General features: G+C 65.6%; 15 protein-coding genes and 2 tRNA genes. 10 read left to right on the top strand and 7 right to left on the bottom strand.

What is annotated here, in order from left to right; translation table 11 throughout:
• Window positions 1–32 precede the first annotated feature (32 nt).
• Both QNO06_RS10700 and QNO06_RS10695 read left to right on the top strand, forming a co-directional pair.
• Window positions 33–512 carry an acyl-CoA thioesterase gene (locus tag QNO06_RS10700; RefSeq protein ID WP_227911648.1) on the top strand — a complete coding sequence of 160 codons (480 nt, stop codon included), beginning with the start codon at window positions 33–35 and terminating at the stop codon, window positions 510–512.
• 1 nt (window position 513) lies between these two features.
• Entirely contained in the window at window positions 514–1,182 is a 669-nt protein-coding gene (locus QNO06_RS10695; protein WP_227911647.1) for a DUF8185 domain-containing protein, read from the top strand.
• 19 nt (window positions 1,183–1,201) lie between these two features.
• Here the strand turns inward: QNO06_RS10695 and QNO06_RS10690 are convergent, their stop codons facing one another.
• The 5 genes from QNO06_RS10690 to QNO06_RS10670 all read right to left on the bottom strand — a co-directional run bounded on the left by QNO06_RS10690 (window position 1,202) and on the right by QNO06_RS10670 (window position 9,013).
• The gene (locus QNO06_RS10690) at window positions 1,202–1,615 is read right to left on the bottom strand and encodes a globin (RefSeq protein ID WP_442860140.1); all 414 of its coding nucleotides are present in this window, start codon (window positions 1,613–1,615) and stop codon (window positions 1,202–1,204) included.
• 31 nt (window positions 1,616–1,646) lie between these two features.
• Window positions 1,647–2,327, bottom strand: a complete 681-nt coding sequence (locus QNO06_RS10685; RefSeq protein WP_227911646.1) for a mechanosensitive ion channel family protein — start codon at window positions 2,325–2,327, stop codon at window positions 1,647–1,649.
• A gap of 84 nt (window positions 2,328–2,411) precedes the next feature.
• Window positions 2,412–2,900 (bottom strand): OsmC family protein, encoded by a 489-nt coding sequence (locus QNO06_RS10680; RefSeq protein WP_227911645.1) that lies wholly within the window; start codon window positions 2,898–2,900, stop codon window positions 2,412–2,414.
• Between the two features lie 66 nt (window positions 2,901–2,966).
• A complete protein-coding gene (gene pepN / locus QNO06_RS10675; RefSeq protein ID WP_227911644.1) occupies window positions 2,967–5,519 on the bottom strand; it encodes an aminopeptidase N in 2,553 nt (850 codons plus the stop codon).
• A 182-nt stretch (window positions 5,520–5,701) separates the two neighbouring features.
• Entirely contained in the window at window positions 5,702–9,013 is a 3,312-nt protein-coding gene (locus QNO06_RS10670) for a zinc-dependent metalloprotease family protein (RefSeq protein ID WP_227911643.1), read from the bottom strand.
• Between the two features lie 240 nt (window positions 9,014–9,253).
• Here QNO06_RS10670 and QNO06_RS10665 point away from each other — a divergent pair, with 240 nt between their 5' ends.
• Window positions 9,254–9,724 (top strand): ribose-5-phosphate isomerase, encoded by a 471-nt coding sequence (locus QNO06_RS10665; RefSeq protein ID WP_227911642.1) that lies wholly within the window; start codon window positions 9,254–9,256, stop codon window positions 9,722–9,724.
• The gene (locus QNO06_RS10660) at window positions 9,724–10,623 is read left to right on the top strand and encodes an Fpg/Nei family DNA glycosylase (protein ID WP_227911641.1); all 900 of its coding nucleotides are present in this window, start codon (window positions 9,724–9,726) and stop codon (window positions 10,621–10,623) included. Before QNO06_RS10665 ends, QNO06_RS10660 begins: the two co-directional genes overlap by 1 nt.
• Window positions 10,624–10,683: 60 nt before the next feature.
• Here the strand turns inward: QNO06_RS10660 and QNO06_RS10655 are convergent.
• Window positions 10,684–10,757: transfer RNA gene (locus tag QNO06_RS10655), tRNA-Gly, on the bottom strand.
• A gap of 186 nt (window positions 10,758–10,943) precedes the next feature.
• Between QNO06_RS10655 and QNO06_RS10650 the strand changes: the two genes are divergently transcribed.
• The 6 genes from QNO06_RS10650 to QNO06_RS10625 all read left to right on the top strand — a co-directional run bounded on the left by QNO06_RS10650 (window position 10,944) and on the right by QNO06_RS10625 (window position 16,192).
• Window positions 10,944–11,017: transfer RNA gene (locus QNO06_RS10650), tRNA-Pro, on the top strand.
• Window positions 11,018–11,071: 54 nt separating this feature from the next.
• Window positions 11,072–12,421 (top strand): trigger factor, encoded by a 1,350-nt coding sequence (gene tig / locus QNO06_RS10645; RefSeq protein ID WP_227911640.1) that lies wholly within the window; start codon window positions 11,072–11,074, stop codon window positions 12,419–12,421.
• Between the two features lie 303 nt (window positions 12,422–12,724).
• Complete coding sequence (locus tag QNO06_RS10640) at window positions 12,725–13,345, top strand: ATP-dependent Clp protease proteolytic subunit (RefSeq protein ID WP_227901586.1); 621 nt, start codon at window positions 12,725–12,727, stop codon at window positions 13,343–13,345.
• Window positions 13,346–13,392: 47 nt separating this feature from the next.
• On the top strand, window positions 13,393–14,067 hold the full coding sequence (locus QNO06_RS10635; RefSeq protein ID WP_227911639.1) for an ATP-dependent Clp protease proteolytic subunit: 675 nt from the start codon (window positions 13,393–13,395) through the stop codon (window positions 14,065–14,067).
• Window positions 14,068–14,215: 148 nt separating this feature from the next.
• On the top strand, window positions 14,216–15,508 hold the full coding sequence (clpX, locus tag QNO06_RS10630) for an ATP-dependent Clp protease ATP-binding subunit ClpX (protein ID WP_227911634.1): 1,293 nt from the start codon (window positions 14,216–14,218) through the stop codon (window positions 15,506–15,508).
• Between the two features lie 66 nt (window positions 15,509–15,574).
• Entirely contained in the window at window positions 15,575–16,192 is a 618-nt protein-coding gene (locus QNO06_RS10625; protein WP_227911633.1) for a mycothiol-dependent nitroreductase Rv2466c family protein, read from the top strand.
• Between the two features lie 68 nt (window positions 16,193–16,260).
• Here the strand turns inward: QNO06_RS10625 and valS are convergent, their stop codons facing one another.
• On the bottom strand, window positions 16,261–18,888 hold the full coding sequence (gene valS / locus QNO06_RS10620; protein WP_227911632.1) for a valine--tRNA ligase: 2,628 nt from the start codon (window positions 18,886–18,888) through the stop codon (window positions 16,261–16,263).
• Between the last annotated feature and the right edge of the window lie 49 nt (window positions 18,889–18,937).

Below are 18,937 nucleotides of genomic sequence, written 5' to 3'. Positions count from 1 at the left end.
GGCAAAGCTCACTGTCTGGGAGGATGGAAGGCATGCATCGTTTCCCCGTCCACCTGCGTTTCGGCGACCAGGATCCCAACGGCCACATCAACAACGTCCGGTTCGTCCAGTTCCTGGAGGAAGCACGGGTCCGGCTGGGGATGCTGCCGCTGGCTGCGCACGCCGGCGGTCCGGGATCCTTCAGGGATCTGACCGGTGACCGGACAGCCGCCCTGGTGGCCCGGCAGGAGATCGAGTACCGGGCCCCGCTCCTGCACAGGACCGAGCCGGTCTGGGTGGACATCTGGGTCACCCGCGTTGGCTCCTCGAGCCTGTCCTACGGTTTCTGCGTGGCAGACGAGGACCGCGGCACGGTTTATGCCTACGCGGAAGCGGCCATGGTGCAGGTGGACGCGGCTTCCGGCCGGCCCACCCCGCTGACGGACGGCCAGCGGCTGGTGCTGCAGCACTGGCTGGGTGAACCGGTGCCGTTCCGGGCAGCCGCGGCAGCTGCCGCCGGAAAGGTCAACTGACGTGGACAGCGAACTGCAGTTGGCCGATCCCCAGGTCAGCGCCGACTTCCGGAACTTTGTGGTGCGTGCCCGGGCTGCCGACGACGGCGCGATCCGGCTGCAGGCGGTAGGCGGGGTGCTGGCCGCCTACGTCTGCGTCCTGCGGCCGCGCATCCTGGGGGAGGATACCCCCACGGTCCTGGGGCTGCGGACCATGCCGCTGGCCGCTCCCGCCGAGCTTGACGTTACGGTGCAGCTGGCCGCGGTCGGGGACAGGCTGGCCCGCCTGGCCGGCACTGCGACGGAGCTGCAGATACCGCCGGTGACGGTAAGGGAGACGTGGGCAGGCATTACGGCGCCGCGCTCAGGCTGGCAGCCGGCAGGAGCAGTTCCGCTCCAGCTGCTGGAGCAGACCGCCCACCGCGGTATCCGGGAAGTGGCGGCGCTGCTGCCGGCAAGTCCGGGCGCCGCCGTCGTGCACAGCGCACGCACCCGGGTCTGGTCCCAGCCCATGGGCGGAACACAGGTCCCGGTTCCGGCGGGGGCGGCGTTCGCCGCGCTCTCGCTCGGCTTCCTGCCTGCCGGCCCGGAGGGGCAGGACGGCGACGCCGCGCTTTTCCGCAACGGCCGCTGGCTGCGGCTCAGCACGCCCCGGGGGCACGTGCTGACCCGGATGCCGGCCGTCCTGTAGGGCTAGGCGTCCTACCGGGCTAGGCGGAGTTGACCATCGAGTGGGCTGCCCGCTCCAGGTAATCCCACAGGGTTTCTTCATGCAGCGGGGCAAGGTCCAAGGCGTCGACGGCGGCGCGCATGTGCCGCAGCCACGCGTCCCGGGCTGCGGGGGTGACCAGGAAGGGCATGTGCCGCATCCGCAGGCGGGGGTGTCCACGCTGCTCCCCGTAGGTCTTCGGCCCGCCCCAGTACTGCTCCAGGAACAGCAAAAGCCGTTCCTTGGCCGGCCCGAGGTCCTCTTCGGGGTACATGGGCCGCATTAGCGGATCTTCGGCAACACCTTCGTAAAAAACGTCCACCAGTTTCACGAACGTCTCGTGGCCGCCCACGGCCTCGTAGAAGTTGTACTGCGGTGTGGTGAATGGCTGCTGGCCGGTTGGCTGCAGCGGCAGGGAAAAGCCCGGCGCCGGGTCCGGGGTTGGATCACTCACTTTTAGCCATTCCGTCGTTGATTGCTCCGGCGGTGCCGGGTTCGGGCTCCGGTGTTGCCTCCACGTCGCCGGTGTAGCTGCCCTGGGAGCGGTTGCCGATCTTCGCGATTTCGCCGTTGCGGATGTACCAGATCACTCCGCGCTCATCGGTGATCCGGGTAATGCGGATACCAACGGAATGCACCGTTCCCACCGTGTCACCCACCTCAATGACGTCGCCGATCCCATACTGGTCCTCGATGGTGATGAAGAACCCGGCCAGCGCGTCGCGGATCAGCTCGCGGGCACCGAAGCCCAGGGCGATACCCACGATACCGACGCTGGCCAGCAGCGGTGCGATGTTGATGCCCACGGCATCCAGCACCATGATGATCGCCACGGTCCAGATGGAGACATTCACGGCGCTGCGCAGCAGGGCCCCGATGGTGTCCGCGCGCTGGGCGCGGCGCTTCTTATCCAGATTGCGCATGACCGGCTGCGCCCATTTGAGCCTGGAGGAATGGAAGAGCGAATAGCCTTTCTGGGCGCGGGAGACCAGGCGGTTGATGACGAAACGGGCAAAGAACCAGACCACGGAGGCGGCCACGACTATTACCGCGGCTTCAATCAGGCCGGACCAGTCGAAGTCGCCGACGGTCACGGAGGAAAGGTCTATTTCGGAAGCTGAAACCACGGGCTGTTGAACATCCTTCGCTTTAGCGGAACAGGGAACTTCTTCCGGTTAAGGCTACCCGGGCGCGGGGCCGGAAGGCCGCACTTAGCTTCCCGGCAGCGTCACGGGCTGGTGGTCCACCGGGAAGTTCACGCTTCGGGCGATGAAGCACAGGCGGTTCGCTTCGGCATGCATGGGGCCGGTGGCCAGTTCGACGGCGTCGGCTCCGGCGGGCGGCGCCAGGGTGACCCGCGGGCGCAGGATGACCGAAGTGAATTCCCCGCTGCCGTCCCGGTTCAACCGGAGGGTTCCCTCGGGGGAGTCGGCATAGGCGGTAACGCGCAGTCCGTTCCGGACCGCGACATGCAGGTAGGAGAGCATGTGGCACTGGGCCAGCGCAGCAAGCAGGAGCTGCTCGGGGTTCCACCGGTCCTTGTCGCCGTGGAACGTGGGATCGGCGGTGCCCGGCAGGTCCGGGAGTCCGGCGGCCCGGATGATGTGGTCGCGGCCGTAGCTGCGGTATCCGGCGGTACCGCCGCCGCGGTTCCCCGTCCATTCCAGGTCCAGCGTGTAACGGTGCTCAGAGAGATTCACGCTCTCCAAGGTACCGTGCGCGCTGCCCGCAGGAGGGGGAACCGCGGGAAACCGCGGCAGAAACGGCTAGTGGTCCGCCGCCTGGGCCTTCAGGGCGCGCACCACGCCGTCGCGGTTCTCCAGCACAAGCCGGCGGAGGGACGGCGCATCGTCGCCCAGCTCGGCCAGGAACGCATCCGTCCGGTCCACGGTGTCCTGCCGGGCCAGCCGCGCTGGATACAGGCCAACGGCGATCTGCTGGCCTATCTCATGGGTGCGGCCTGCCCAGACATCACGGATCGAGTCGAAGTACTTCTGCGCGTACGGTTCCAGCAGGTCCGTGTTGTGCACCCGCATGAAGCCGGCGATGGCCGAGCGCTGGGCTGCGTTGGGCATGTCCGAACGCTCCACGATGGCTTCCCAAGCCGCGGCCTTGGCTTCGGCGGTGGGGATCGCGGCGCGGGCCATGGCCGCAGCCAGGGCGCCGGTTGCCGTGGCATCGCGCTCAAGCTCGGCAGCGATCTCCGCCTCGCCCATCCGGCCGCCGGCGACCAGGCCGGTCAGCAGCTCCCAGCGCAGGTCTGCATCGATGGACAGCCCCTCCAGGGTCCGGCCGCCGTCAAGCAGGCCCGCCAGGGCATCCAGGTGCTCATCCGAGGAGGCATGGGCGGCGAAGGCCTTGACGAACTGCAGCTGCGAATCCGAGCCGGGTTCCGCAGCGGAGGCCAGTTCCCACAGGCTTTCCGCGGCGGCCACGGTCATGGGGTCGCGGTCCTCGGGGTTCACGTAGAAGGCCAGCGTGGTGGCCAGCTGCCGCAGGAGGACCTGGACCACGGTGGAATCGGACTCGGACGCGATGTTCTGCAGTACCAGTTCCACATAGTTCCGGGCCGGGATCTCGGCGTCGCGTGCCGCGTCCCACGCCGCGGCCCACACAAGGGTGCGGGGCAGGGAATCGGCGATGTCGCGCAGGCTCCGCGTGGCGGTGCGCTGGGAGACGTCGTCGAGCCGGATCTTGGCGTAGGCGAGGTCGTCGTCATTGAGCAGCAGCAGGGCCGGGCGGGACTGTCCGGCCAGCTCGGGCACCTCGGTGCGTTCGCCGTCGACGTCCAGTTCCACACGGTGGGTGCGCTGCAGCAAGCCGTCCTCGTCCGGATTGTAGAAGCCGATGGCGAGGCGGTGCGGCCGCAGGACCGGGTATTCCTCGATGGCGCTCTGCAGTACGGCGAAGGAGGTGATGGTGCCGTCCGCATCGGTTTCGAACTCCGGGCGCAGGGTGTTGACCCCGGCAGTCTCCAGCCACTTGGCGGACCAGTCCTTCAAGTCCCGGCCGCTGGCCGCTTCCAGTTCGGACAGCAGATCGGATAGTTCGGTGTTCTGCCAGGCATGCTTGCCGAAGTATTCGCGCACACCGGCCATGAACTTGTCCTGGCCCACCCAGGCCACCAGCTGCTTCAGCACCGAGGCACCCTTGGCGTAGGTGATGCCGTCGAAGTTGACCTGCACGTCTTCCAGGTCGCGGATCTCGGCGACGATGGGGTGAGTGGTGGGCAGCTGGTCCTGACGGTACGCCCACGCCTTTTCCAGCGAGGCGAAGGTGGTCCAGGCCTGCTTGAATTCGGTGGCCTCGGCGGCGGCGAGGGTGGACATGAACTCGGCGAAGGACTCGTTGAGCCACAGGTCGTTCCACCAGCGCATGGTGACCAGGTCGCCGAACCACATGTGCGCCAGTTCGTGCAGGACGGTGACGGCACGGCGTTCAACGGTGGCTTCGGTCACCCGGGAGCGGAAGACATAGCTCTCCAGGAAGGTGACCGCGCCGGCATTTTCCATGGCGCCGGCATTGAACTCCGGCACAAAGAGCTGGTCGTACTTTTCGAAGGGGTACGGGGCGCCGAACTGCTCTTCGTAGAATGCAAAGCCCTGCCGGGTCAGTTCGAAAATGTTCTCGGCATCCATGTACTGCATCAGGGAGCGGCGTGCGAAAACGCCCAGCGGAATAGTGCGGCCGTCCGAGCTTGTGAGCTCGCTGCGCACGGACTGGTAGGGTCCGGCGATCAGGGCGGTGATGTAGGAGGAAATCCGCGGCGTGGGGGCAAAGGACCACGTGGAGCTCGGCTTGGAATCTGTAAGGTCGCCGGCCGGGACGGGCTCCGGGGTGGGGGAGTTGGAGATAACGTCCCAGTGCGACGGCGCCGTCACGGTGAAGCGGAACGCAGCCTTCAGGTCCGGCTGCTCGAACACGGCGAACATCCGCCGCGAATCGGGCACCTCGAACTGGGAGTATAGGTAAACCTCATTGTCCACCGGGTCCACGAAGCGGTGGAGCCCTTCGCCCGTGTTCATGTAGCGCGCGTCGGCGTCCACAATCAGCTCGTTGGACTCGGCCAGGTTCGGCAGCGAGATACGTACGCCGTCGGATACCTCTGCCGGGTCCAGCGCCACCCCGTTGAGGGTGACCCGGCGGACCGTGTCCGTGACGGCATCAATGAAGGTGGAGGCGCCCGGGCGGGCTGTAAACCGGACAACGGTGGTACTGCCGAACACCTCGTCCCCGCGGGTCAGGTCAAGATTGACGTCATAGGACTCTACGCTGATGAGTTCTGCACGTTCACGGGCTTCGGAGCGCGTGAGATTCATACCTGGCAAGGTAAGGCCTTTCGAACGGAAAAGGAGGCCGGCAATTTATATGGATGGCACGGGAATTGCCGGACACTGTTGATCTACTGAATATCATCTCATTACTAAGCAACCTGCCAAGCGCAGAACGGCGGATTGCTATGCAGCAATCCGCCGTTCAGTGTTGTTTTTTTGCCGCTCGGCTATTTCCAGGCGATGCGGCTGCCCCCGGTGGCGGACCAATGGATGGTGCCCCGCTGGAATTCCTGCGAGGCCGTGTTCGGGGCCGTGGTCTTCTCGCCGCCCACCGGGAAGCCCAGGTCACCTGACGGTCCGCCGGCGCCGAGGTACATGGCCCGGATGGCGCCGAATGCGGTATAAGCGCCGGTTGCCGGGGACCACAGGATGGACCCGCCCTGGAAGTCCTGGATCACGCCGCCTGCGGTTGGCCGCTCATTGGTTGTCGGGTAGCCGAGCGAACCTTTTTCGCTGTTCTGCTGTCCGTAGGTAACCTTCACCGCGCCTCCCACAAACTGTGCCCCTGTGGAGGGAGACCAGTACATCGTTCCGTACTGGAAGTTCTGGGTTATGCCCGAACCGATGGAAGCGGTTTCCTCGCCGGTTGGGAAACCGTAGGGGCCGGCTGGACCGTTGGCGGCCGCGAAGGCGCCGTCGACCGCGCCGAAGAGCAGCCGGGCCCCTGATGAAGGCGACCAGGCCATCCGCCCGCGCTCGAAGGACTGGATGGTCCCGCCGGCTACGGAAGCCGGGTTGCCGGTGGGGTAGCCAAGCCCATTTTCGGCCCCGGCCTTTCCGTAGGCGTCCAGGGGCGCGCCCTTCATAACGGCATAACTGCCGGTAGCTGCGGACCAGTAGAGGTTGCCCTTCTCGAACGCCTGGAACACGCCGCCCTTGGCAGCGGCGGTTTCATCTCCCACCGGGTAGCCGAGACTTCCACCGGGCCCGCCCAGGCGGGCGTATCCGCTGTCCATGCCGGCATAGACCGTTCGGACGCCTGAGGCAGCCGTCATGGTGACGCGTCCACCCTCGAAGGACTGGCTGGATCCGCCGCCGATGTTCACGGTGGACGCGGTGGGATAACCGAGGAAGCTGGCTTCAGCGCCCTTGGCTTTATATGCGTCCCGCACCGGTCCGTTCAAGACCGGGGCGCCTCCCGTCCGAGGGGACCAATAGATGGCGCCCTTCTGGAATTCCTGGGTAGCACCGGCCCGGGTCGCGAGGCCCTTTTCTACCCCTATCGGGAAGCCGAGCGCGCCGCCGGGGCCGCCGTGGTTCATGTAAGAGGCAGCCATACCCTTGTAGAGGTGCTTGCCGCCGGTTTCGGGCGACCAGGCAATGGCGCCGCCCTCGAATGTCTGAATAACACCGCCGCCTCCGGAAATCTCGTCCGAGGTGGGATAGCCCAGGAACCCGGCTTCGTAGCCCTGCGTTCCGTAGTAGGTCTGGACTGCGCCGCCGATAATGTGCGCACCGGTGGACGGTGTCCAGTAAATGGCACCCTTTTGGAAGGCTTGGACAACCCCGCCGCGGCTTCCGAGGGACCATTCGTTGCCCACCGGGAACCCCAGCGGACCTGCGGGTCCGCCCTTATTGATGTAGGCGCTCCCAATGGCGCCCAAGACGTAGCTTGCGCCGGTGTTCGCTGACCAGAAGATGCGGCCGCCCTGGAAGTCCTGGGCTGCGCCGCCGGCCACACCGTATTCGTTGCTGGTTGGATAGCCCAGGAACCCGTCCTGGTAGCCGGTGGTCCCGTAGAAGCTGCGGATGCCGCCGAAGGATATACGGGCGCCGGTGGCATCAGACCACAGGATGACGCCGTTCTGGAAGTTCTGGTAGGCGCCGCCGTTGCGCAGACCGCCGGTGACCTCGGACGTGGCGCTGCCAAGTTCCGGGTGGGCTGCCCGCATTTCCTGGATGGGAGCCAGCGCCCGTGCAGTTGCTCCTCCGCTGACGGTGACGGATGCCGACTCGTTGTCGATCCAGTTGATCTTTACCGTGGTGCCGGTATGGGCAACGAAGGTCTGTCCTGCCTGCCAGGTGCTGTTCGCGTTGGTGTAACCGGCAAAGTCGCGGGTATTCGGTGCGATGACCAGGGAATTGACCGCCCAGTTGTTGGCAAGGTCGGCCTTGACAATCTTGACTCCGCGGTTTCCGCCGACTGCCGTGGAGGAGTCATTGCCAACGGGGAGCCGCAGTTCCAGATAATAAGTCTCTCCGGAGGTGTCACGGAACTTCACGGCCCGGTTTGCGGACGATCCCGCCCAAGGACGCAGGATATAGGTCGCGGACTGGGCGGGCGTGCCCGCGTTGTAGATTTCGTCACCGCGGCCGAACGCCCCGGAGTCCCAGAAATAGGAATTGATCATCGGCAAGCTGTACTGGGCGTAGCCCATCAGGTCCGAAGTGTCGCCGTACTCGCGGGAGGTGCACTGCGGATCGGCCCAACTGCCGTTGGCTACCCAGATATCGGAGCGCCCGTTGTCGCACTTGAGGCTGTTGGCGTGGAGCAGTCCGAGGACGTGTCCCAGTTCGTGTGTGACCACGTTCTTGGAAAAGTTCGACGGCCGCGGCATCACCACGGTGCCGCCGGTCCCGTTGTTGGTGGTCCATCCGCCGCCCAAGATGCCGCCGTAGCCGCCGCTGCGCAGATCCGCGGCGGGTACGTAGACCACCAGCGCCGTGTAGGCGGTGTCCCTCCATCCGATGTCCCTTTTCAGCTGGTCCATCATCACCGAGTAGTCCATGCCGGAATTGGCGTTGCTGTTGATGCTGTATGCGTTGGCGATGTTGATACCGAGACGCTGGTTGGAGGCATTGCGCCAGTAGGTGTCGGCAGCCAGCACCGAGTGCCACGCCGCGTCCTGGTCTACACCGTTGCGGTTATCGGTCAGGGTTGCGTACACCAGTGTCACCTGGATGGTGCCATTGCGGGCTGCTGCTCCGCCGGCCGTGGCGGCGCCGCCGCTCCGGGAGCTGAACGTGCCCGCTTCCTGGCCGTGCACGGCCGTGATATCGGTTTCGACGGCGGAACGGACGGTACCGTCCGGATCCGTCACCATGGGGGTATTGGGGCCGGGTACGGGGAAGCCGCCGCCAACCACCGGGTCGTACCCTCCGTCAGCCGCCGGCTCCGCAGCGGGCGCCGTCGCCGGAGCGGGCGCCGTCGCCGGAGCGGGCGCCGTCGCCGGAGCGGGCGCCGTCGCCGGAGCGGGCGCCGTCGCCGGAGCGGGCGCCGTCGCCGGAGCGGGCGCCGCGGGGTCAGTTGCCGGAGCCGTCACCGGCGCCGTCGCGGGGTTCGCTGCCGGAGCCGTCATCTGCTCAATGACCTCGCCTGGAGTCGGGGACTGCACAGGATCAACGGCCGGAGCCTCTCCTGACCCGGCAACGTCCGTGGGTGCCGGCTGCGGCACTTCGAAGGGGGCCTGGGCAGGCAGGCTGCCGGCCGTCAGGGTTGCTGCCAGTACGGCCAGCATGGCGAGTTTTGCACTTTTCAATGGAAATCCTTGTAGGCGAGACCTGGGGGCGCGGCGCACAGGTGCTGCTGCTGGCAGCAACCGGGCCCGGGAATGGGCGTGGTTGTCTGCCTGGGGGCGAAATAGTCCTACTTGCCTTATCGGCAACGGCAGCGCGGAGGTTAGCGCCTAAGCATGTTTTCACGAATTTTCAGCCCCTGCAGAGGCTGAAGCTACGCTGGAAGTGTCATCTGGCCCCAACACCGAATGGACTTACCTAGAATGCGCGTGCACATTGCAACCGACCACGCGGGCATGGAACTCAGTTCCCACCTGATTGGACACCTGCGGGAGAACGGCTACGACGTGGTGGACCACGGTCCGCAGGAATACGACGCCAACGATGACTACCCCGCCTTCTGCATCAACGCCGCACAGGCGGTGGCGGATGACCGGGAGGCCGGCGTCGATGCCTTGGGCATTGTCCTTGGCGGTTCCGGCAACGGTGAGCAGATCGCCGCCAACAAAGTCCGCGGCATCCGAGCCGCGCTGGCCTGGAACCTGGATACGGCCAGGCTGGCCCGCCAGCATAACGACGCCAACGTGGTGGCGGTGGGCGGGCGGCAGCACACCGTAGACGAAGCCGCGGAAATCATCGATGCCTTCCTCGCCGAGCCGTTCAGCGGAGACGAACGCCACGTTCGCCGGATCGGGCAGATCGCGCGCTACGAAGCCACCGGCACCACCGCCTGATGCCCGAAGGGCACTCCATCCACCGGCTGGCCCGGCAGTTCTCCTCCGCCTTTGCCGGTGCCCGGCTGGCGGTCAGCAGCCCGCAGGGGCGTTTCGCTGCCGGAGCCGCCCGGCTGGACGGCCATGTCCTGGAAACTGCTGAAGCACACGGCAAGCAGTTGTTCCTGCGCTTCGACCATGACCTTTACCTGCGTATCCACCTTGGCCTGTACGGTGCCTTCGATTTCGGCGGTGATGAAACTTTTGCCGGTGCTTCCAGCATCGGCGCGCCCCGCCGGGTGGGGGAGCGGGAAGTCGCAGGTGACGACGACGGCGCGGGGTACGCCGGCCCGCCCGAGCCCAAGGGTGCGGTGCGGGTGCGGCTGGTGTCGGAGCACGGCTGGGCGGACCTTCGCGGACCGACGGCGTGCGAGGTCATCACGGACTCGGAACGTGCTGCTGTCCTGGCTCGACTGGGACCGGATCCGCTGGGACCGGACGCCTCTGCGTCCGCAGCGGTCCAGGAATTCGTGCGGCGGGTCCGCGGCAAGGGCTCACCCGTGGGGCTGCTCCTGATGAACCAGGAGATCCTGGCCGGGGTGGGCAACGTTTACCGGGCGGAAGTGCTGTTCCGGCAGAGGATTTCGCCCTGGCGCCTCGGCCGGGATGTGACTGTTGCCGAGGCGGAAGCCCTGTGGGCCGACGTCGTGGCCCTGATGAACGACGGCGTGCGGCAGGGCCGGATCATCACCACCGAACCGCAGGACCGGGCAGACCCGGCCGAGCCCGTCCCGGTGGCCGAGGCGCACTACGTGTACAAGCGGACCGGACTGCCGTGCCGGCGGTGCGGCACCGCAGTGGCGGGGACCCAAATGGGCGCCCGGAAACTATATTGGTGCCCGGCCTGCCAGGCGGACTAGGGGCTGGGTGCGGCATTAACGCAAGAAGGGCCTTTCCCTGTGGAAAAGGCCCTTCTAAGGTGGAGGGGATGACGGGAATCGAACCCGCGTAATCAGTTTGGAAGACTGAGGCTCTACCATTGAGCTACATCCCCGGCGCCGTAAGGCAGGTTTTACCTTAGCACGGGAAAACCTGCCCTGAGTAATCGGTGCGGAACAGTGTTGCCGGTCAAGTGCCGGGCCGGTCCCTGGCCGGGCCTTGCACCGGACCAACACCGGAATCGACAGCTGCGGAATTCGTCATACCCGCTTTCGGGCAGGTAGGCTGTCAGGTGCACTGACGGGGTGTAGCTCAGCTTGGAAGAGCGCCTGCTTTGGGAGCAGGAAGTCGCAGGTTCAAATCCTGTCACCCCGACTCTGTATAACCATGGTGCAGACCAATCCCAGAACCCTCAGGAGAACTTACGCTGTGAAGAGCGCCGTAGAAAACCTCACACCCACGCGGGTAAAGCTCAACGTTGAAGTTCCGTTCGAGGAACTGAAGCCGAGCATCGACGAGGCCTACAAGACCATCGCCACCCAGGTGCAGGTCCCGGGCTTCCGCAAGGGCAAGGTTCCCAACCGCATCATCGACCAGCGCGTAGGCCGCGGCTACGTCCTCGAGACGGCTATCAATGACGGACTGAACGGCTTCTACGCAGAAGCAGTACAGGAAACCGGCATCAGCCCCCTGAGCCGCCCCGAGGTTGAGATCACCGAAGTTCCGGACCCCGCCTCCGACGAGGGCCAGCTGGTCTTCACTGTTGAGCTGGACATCCGCCCGGAAATCGAGCTCCCGGACTACGCCGGCCTCGAGGTCACGGTTGAGCCTGCCGAAGCTTCCGACGCCGACGTCGACAAGGCCCTGGACGAACTGCGCGGCCGTTTCGGCACGCTGAAGTCCGTGGACCGTCCGGCCGTAGCCGACGACTTCCTGACCATGGACCTCGTCGCCAAGGTTGACGGTGAAGAGGTCGACTCCGCAGCAGACCTGTCCTACCAGGTGGGCGCCGGCACCATGCTCGAGGGCATGGACGAGGCCGTCACCGGCCTGAGCACCGGCGAATCCGCAACCTTCAACACGAAGCTGGCCGGCGGCGAGCACGCAGGCGCCGACGCCGAGGTCACCGTGACGGTCAAGGCCGTCAAGGAGCGCGAGCTTCCGGAAGCCAATGACGACTTCGCCCAGCTGGCCAGCGAATTCGACACCATCGCCGAGCTGCGCGAGGACCTGGTCAAGCGCGCCGCCGAGTCCAAGCTCATGGAGCAGGGCGTCGAGGCCCGCGACAAGGTGCTGGAGAAGCTGCTGGAGCTCGTTGAGGTTCCGGTTCCGGAATCCGTCATCGAAGAGCAGATCGAGCAGCACTTCAACTCCGAGAGCGCCCAGGCCTCGGGTGCCGACCACGACACCGAAGAGCACCGCGCCGAAGTCCGCGCCAACACCGAGGCGGCCTTCAAGAACGAAATCATCCTCGACGCCGTGGCGGAGAAGGAAGAAGTAGGCGTCAACCAGAACGAGCTGATCGACTACATCGTTTCCAGCGCCAGCCAGTACGGCATGGATCCGAACCAGTTCGCCCAGCTGATCGACCAGAGCGGACAGGTGCCGATGATGGTTGGTGAAGTCCGCCGCCGCAAGGCCCTGGCCAAGGTCCTGGAGCTGGCCAAGGTCACCGACACCACCGGTGCCGAGATCGACCTCACCGAATTCGTCCGCCCCGCCGGCGAAGAGGCTGAAGCAGCAGCAGAAACCGAAGAGCAGAACGAAGACAAGGCCTAGCCTTCGAAGGTTCGAAGCGATACACACCGCGCCGCCGGTCCGAAAGGGCCGGCGGCGCGGTGCGTTTAAGACAGTGTGTTAAGGCGGGGCTTCAGCCTGCCGCGGAGGCGTCACGGGCGCCACCGGACCCTGTGATCCACATCGTGCGCCGTCAGCGAACAGCCTGCCAAACGGAAGCCGGGCACGGCGCTGACAGGCTAGTGTCCTAGGAGAGACAAACGGCAGGAGCAGCCGGCACAGCCGGCACCTGGTTCCTGCCAGAGCGAGAGGTCACTCATGGCAACTGCACCGAACACACCCACTATGGCAACGGTGGACCCGGCCGGCCGGGACGACTACATCTACAACCGCCTGCTCAAAGAGCGGATTATCTGGTTGGGCTCGGAAGTCCGGGACGAGAATGCCAACGCGATCTGCTCCCAGCTTCTGCTGCTCTCGGCCGAAGATCCCGAGAAGGACATCTACCTTTACATTAACTCGCCCGGCGGTTCGGTTACGGCCGGCATGGCCATCTACGACACCATGCAGTTCATCCCGAATGACGTGGTAACCGTGGCAACCGGCCTGGCCGCATCCATGGGACAGTTCCTGCTGTCCTCGGGCACCAAGGGCAAGCGCTACGCCACCCCGCACGCCCGCATCCTGATGCACCAGCCCTCCGGCGGCATCGGCGGCACGGCTTCGGATATCAAGATCCAGGCCGAGCTGATCCTGAACATGAAGCGCGTTATGGCCGAGCTGACCGCAGAGCAGACCGGCCAGAGCGTTGAAACCATCCTCCGGGACAATGACCGCGACAAGTGGTTCACCGCGCAGGAAGCCCTGGAATACGGCTTCTTCGACAAGATTTCCGCCCACGCCGGCGGAGTCACCGGAGGCGGCGGAACCAACCAGGACCAGGCAGAGGGCAAGGACGAGGACTAGGGTCCGCATCCTGCCATTCCTCCATTTGCATACTTCAGGAGTAATTCATGAACCATAACTTCGGCAACGCCGGCTCCGCCGCAGCACCGCAGATGCCCACCAGCCGCTACGTCCTGCCGCAGTTCGAGGAGCGTACGCCCTACGGTTTCAAGCGCCAGGACCCGTACACCAAGCTTTTCGAAGACCGCATTATCTTCCTGGGTGTACAGGTGGACGACGCTTCCGCGGATGACATCATGGCCCAGCTGCTCGTGCTTGAGTCCACGGACCCGGACCGCGACATCACCCTGTACATCAACTCCCCGGGCGGTTCGTTCACGGCCATGACGGCCATCTACGACACCATGCAGTACATCCGCCCGGAGATCCAGACCGTTTGCCTGGGCCAGGCAGCCAGCGCCGCAGCCGTGCTGCTGGCCGCCGGTACGCCGGGCAAGCGCCTGGCACTGCCGAACGCCCGCGTGCTGATCCACCAGCCCTCGCTGTCCGGCGGACAGGGCGGGCAGGCCTCTGACCTGGAAATCCAGGCCGCCGAGGTCATGCGGATGCGCACGTGGCTGGAAGACACACTGGCGCTGCACTCCAACCGCACCTCCGAGCAGGTGAACACCGACATCGAGCGGGACAAGATCCTCACCGCCGATGCCGCACTGGAATACGGCCTGATCGACCAGGTACTGGATTCCCGCAAGATCAAGACGCCGGCCATCAACAAGATGTAGCCGGATCCGGGCGGCCCGTGGTGCGTTATTTCGCACCACGGGCCGCTCGGTTGCTGAATAGCTCTGCCAAGTGTCCTAGAGTGGAACATGGTTGGCTGGCTTGTGCTGCGGAACCGCTTTTTGAAGGACCATCTAAGGGGACTGAACTATGGCTCGCATTGGTGAGAGCACGGATCTGCTCAAGTGCTCTTTCTGCGGAAAGAGCCAGAAGCAGGTGCGGAAGCTCATTGCAGGCCCCGGCGTATACATCTGCGACGAATGCATTGATCTATGCAACGAGATCATTGAAGAGGAGCTCTCCGAGGTAGCCGATCTCGGTACCTTCGAGCTGCCCAAACCGCGGGAGATCTTCGACTCGCTGCAGGAATACGTCATCGGCCAGGAACCGGCCAAGCGTTCCCTCGCCGTCGCCGTCTACAACCACTACAAGCGCATCCAGTCCGGCCACGCCACCCGCAGCACCGGCAACCTCTCGGACGCCGTCGCTGCGGACGAGGTGGAGATCGGCAAGTCCAACATCCTGCTGATCGGCCCCACCGGCTGCGGCAAGACCTACCTCGCGCAGACCCTGGCCCGCCGGCTGAACGTACCGTTCGCCGTCGCCGATGCCACCGCCCTGACCGAGGCAGGCTATGTGGGCGAAGACGTCGAGAACATCCTGCTCAAGCTCATCCAGGCCGCTGACTACGACGTCAAGAAGGCCGAGCAGGGCATCATCTACATTGACGAGATCGACAAGATTTCACGCAAGAGCGAGAACCCCTCCATCACCCGCGACGTTTCCGGCGAGGGTGTGCAGCAGGCGCTGCTGAAAATCCTGGAGGGCACCGTGGCCTCCGTGCCGCCGCAGGGCGGACGCAAGCACCCGCACCAGGAATTCATCCAGATTGACACCACCAACGTCCTCTTCATCGTGGCCGGCGCCTTCGCCGGACTCGAGGAAATTATCGGTTCCCGGTCCGGCCGCAAGGGCATCGGCTTCGGCGCGCCCCTGATCGAGACCACCAAGGGCACGGACTCCTACGCCGAGGTAATGCCCGAAGACCTGCTGAAATTCGGGCTGATCCCGGAGTTCATCGGCCGCCTGCCGGTGATCACCACGGTGTCCAACCTGGACCGCACGGCACTGATCCGGATCCTCACCGAGCCGAAGAACGCCCTGGTCAAGCAGTTCCAGAAGATGTTCCAGCTCGACGGCGTCGAACTGACCTTCGAGCAGGGCGCCCTGGATGCCATTGCGGACCAGGCCCTGGCCCGCGGCACCGGCGCACGCGGCCTGCGTGCCATCCTGGAGGAAGTCCTGCTGCCGGTGATGTTCGACCTGCCCAGCCGGGACGACGTTGCCACCGTGGTCATCACGGCGGATACCGTCGAAAACAAGGCCGAGCCCACGCTGATCTCCCACGCGGTCGCTACCAAGCGCAGGAACAAATCTGCCTAGAGTGCGGTTGCACACGGTACTGACCGCGGCATCCAACGCCGTCGACGACCTTTGAAGGAGACCCGCATGAGTGCTGACCGTTCTGCGTCCACTGCCGATTTCTGGTTTGATCCCATGTGCCCGTTTGCCTGGGTAACCTCCCGCTGGATGGGCGAGGTGGAGCAGGTCCGGGACGTAACCACCAAGTGGCACGTGATGAGCCTGTCCGTCCTCAACGAGGGCCGCGACCTGCCCGAGGAATACCGGCAGCGCATGGACAGCGGCTGGGGCCCGGTCCGCGTGATCATTGCCGCACAGGAACTGCACGGCGACGAGTACGTCAAGAAGCTCTATGACGCCATGGGCACCCGCATCCACGACGGCGGCAACGATGACTTCCCCGCCGTGATCCGCGAGTCCCTGGACGAAGTAGGTTTGCCTGCCGAGCTGGCGCGCTTCGCCGATACGGACGAATACGACGCCCAGCTGCGTGCCTCCCACAAGGAAGGCATCGAGAAGGTGGGCGACGACGTCGGCACCCCCGTAGTGGCCTTCAACGGCACCGCGTTCTTCGGCCCGGTCCTGACGCGCATTCCGCGCGGCGAGGAAGCCGGCACCATGTTCGACGGCGCCGTGATGCTGGCCTCGAACCCGGCCTTCTTTGAACTCAAGCGCAGCCGTACCGAAAATCCCCGCTTCGACTGACACGTCAATTCGACTGACACGTTAAAAGGCCCGGCCGGATATTTCCGGCCGGGCCATTTGCGTACCTGCTACTCCGCGGGCGGTGCCAGTTCGACGTCGGAGACGGTCAGCTCGCCCTCGCCGACGGACAGGTTCAGTTCGCGGACATTGCCGGCGGCCTTCAGATCGGCGGAGCCGGCACGCAGCCGCGCCACGGCCCCTTCCGGAGCCGTTACCGTGGCCTTGAGGACCTCGGTGCGCTGCTTGACCTTGGCTTCGGACTTGGCCTTGCGGATGCCGCCCAGGGCGGCGGCGACCGTTCCCAGGATCCCGGCGTCGGCGTCTGCCACGGCCGTGGACAGGCCGTCCACGTTCGGCCACGGTGCCCGGTGCACCGAGCCGGCGCGCCACCAGCCCCAGACCTCTTCGGTGGCGAAGGGCAGGAACGGTGCGAACAGGCGCAGCAGCGAATCCAGGGTGGTGGCCAGGGTGGCCAGCACCGAGGCCTGCTCCGCGTCTCCTGCGGCTCCGTAGGCGCGGTCCTTGATCAGCTCCACGTAGTCATCGGTGAAGGACCAGAAGAAGGACTCCGTCAGCTGCAGTGCCTTGGCGTAATCGTAGCGTTCAAAGGCGCTGGTGGCCGCGTTGACGACGTCGGTCAGCTGGGCAAGCAGTGCCAGGTCCAGTGCGTTGGTGATCACCGAGGCGTCATCCAGCGCCACGTTCTTCTCCGTGGCGCCCAGGTTCAGGACGAACTTGGAGGCGTTGAGCAGCTTGATGGCCAGCCGGCGGCCGATCTTCATCTGCGCAATCTCGTACGCGGTGTCCGCGCCCAGCTTGGCAGAGGCCGCCCAGTAGCGCACCGCATCGGAGCCGTATTCGTTGAGCACATCGGTGGGAACCACCACGTTGCCCTTGGACTTCGACATCTTCTTGCGGTCCGGGTCCAGGATCCAGCCGGAAATCGCGGCGTGCTTCCAGGGTGCGGCGGCGTTCAGGGCGTCCGCGCGCACTACGGAGGAGAACAGCCAGGTCCGGATGATGTCGTGGCCCTGCGGACGGAGGTCGAACGGGAAGACCTTGGCAAACAGGTCTTCCTCCACGCTCCAGCCGCCCACAATCTGCGGGGTCAGCGAGGAAGTGGCCCAGGTATCCAGGACGTCGGCGTCGCCGATGAACCCGCCGGGCTGGTTCCGCTGGGACTCCTCGTACCCGGGCGCAGCTTCGGCGGCGGGATCCACCGGCAGGGACTCTGATGCCGGCAGCACGGGGTGGTCATAGTCCGGGTTGCCGGATGCGTCCAGCGGGTACCAGACCGGCACCGGAACGCCGAAGAAGCGCTGGCGGGAGACCAGCCAGTCGCCGTTCAGGCCCTCGATCCAGTTCTCGTAGCGGGAGCGCATGAATGCCGGGTGGAAGTCGATTTCCTTGCCCCGGGCAATCAGGCGTTCGCGGCGCTCCTCGTCGCGGCCTCCGTTGCGGATGTACCACTGGCGGCTGGTGACCACTTCGAGGGGCTTGTCGCCCTTTTCGAAGAAGTTGACCGGGTGGGTGATCTTCTTGGGCTCGCCGTCGAGGTCGCCGCTTTCGCGCAGCATCTCCACGACGGTCTCTTTGGCGCTGAACACCGTCTTGGCGGCGAGGGCGGCGTAGTTTTCCTTCGCCTTCTCCGTGGCAATCCACTCCGGAGTATCGGCGAGGATGCGGCCGTCACGGCCGATCACGGCGCGGGTGGGCAGGTTCAGTTCACGCCACCAGGTCACGTCGGTGAGGTCGCCGAAGGTGCAGATCATGGCGATGCCGGAGCCCTTGTCCGGCTTGGCCAGCGGATGCGCCTTCACCTCAACCTCGACGTCGAACAGCGGGGACTTCACCGTGGTGCCGAACAGGCGCTGGTACCGCTCGTCGTCGGGGTGCGCCACCAGTGCCACGCAGGCCGGCAGCAGTTCGGGACGCGTGGTCTCGATGAAGATCTTCTCGCCGTCGGGGGCATGGAAGCTGATGCGGTGGTAGGCGCCGGGCTGCTCGCGGTCTTCCAGTTCGGCCTGGGCCACGGCGGTGCGGAACGTGACGTCCCAGAGGGTGGGGGCTTCGGCCATGTACGCGTCGCCGGCCCGCAGGTTGTCCAAAAAGGCGCGCTGGCTGACGGCTCGGGAGTGGTCATCGATGGTGCGGTAGGTCCGGTTCCAGTCCACGGACAGGCCCAGGGTGGAGAAGAGGTCCTCGAAGACCTTCTCATCCTCCACGGCCAGTTCCTCGCACAGTTCGATGAAGTTCCGGCGGGAGACGACGTCGAAATCCCGCTGGTTCTTCGCGGCCTTGGCCGGCGGGCGGTAGTCGGCGTCGTACGGCTTGGTGGGGTCGCAGCGCACGCCGTAGTAGTTCTGCACGCGGCGTTCGGTGGGCAGCCCGTTGTCGTCCCAGCCCATGGGGTAGAACACGTTCTTGCCGGTCATGCGCTGGTAGCGGGCCATGACGTCGGTCTGCGTGTAGGAGAACATGTGTCCCACGTGGAGCGAACCGGAGGCCGTGGGCGGGGGAGTGTCGATGGAGTAGACCTGCTCCCGGACGGTGTCCGGATTAAACGCGTACGTTCCCTCCTCGCGCCAGCGGCGGCTCAGCTTGGACTCGAGCCCCTCAAGGGCGGGCTTGTCGGGGACGGAAACGGTCTTGGGTGCGTTGTCGGGCGTGTCTGTGCCCGGGATATGTTCAGCCATGGTTTCCATTCTTCCATGCAGGCCTATGCTCTGCGGCACTGTCGGGACC

The sequence above is a fragment of the Arthrobacter sp. zg-Y20 genome (assembly GCF_030142075.1).
Taxonomy (GTDB): domain Bacteria; phylum Actinomycetota; class Actinomycetes; order Actinomycetales; family Micrococcaceae; genus Arthrobacter_B.
This window is presented reverse-complemented; position numbering and strand designations above follow the sequence as displayed.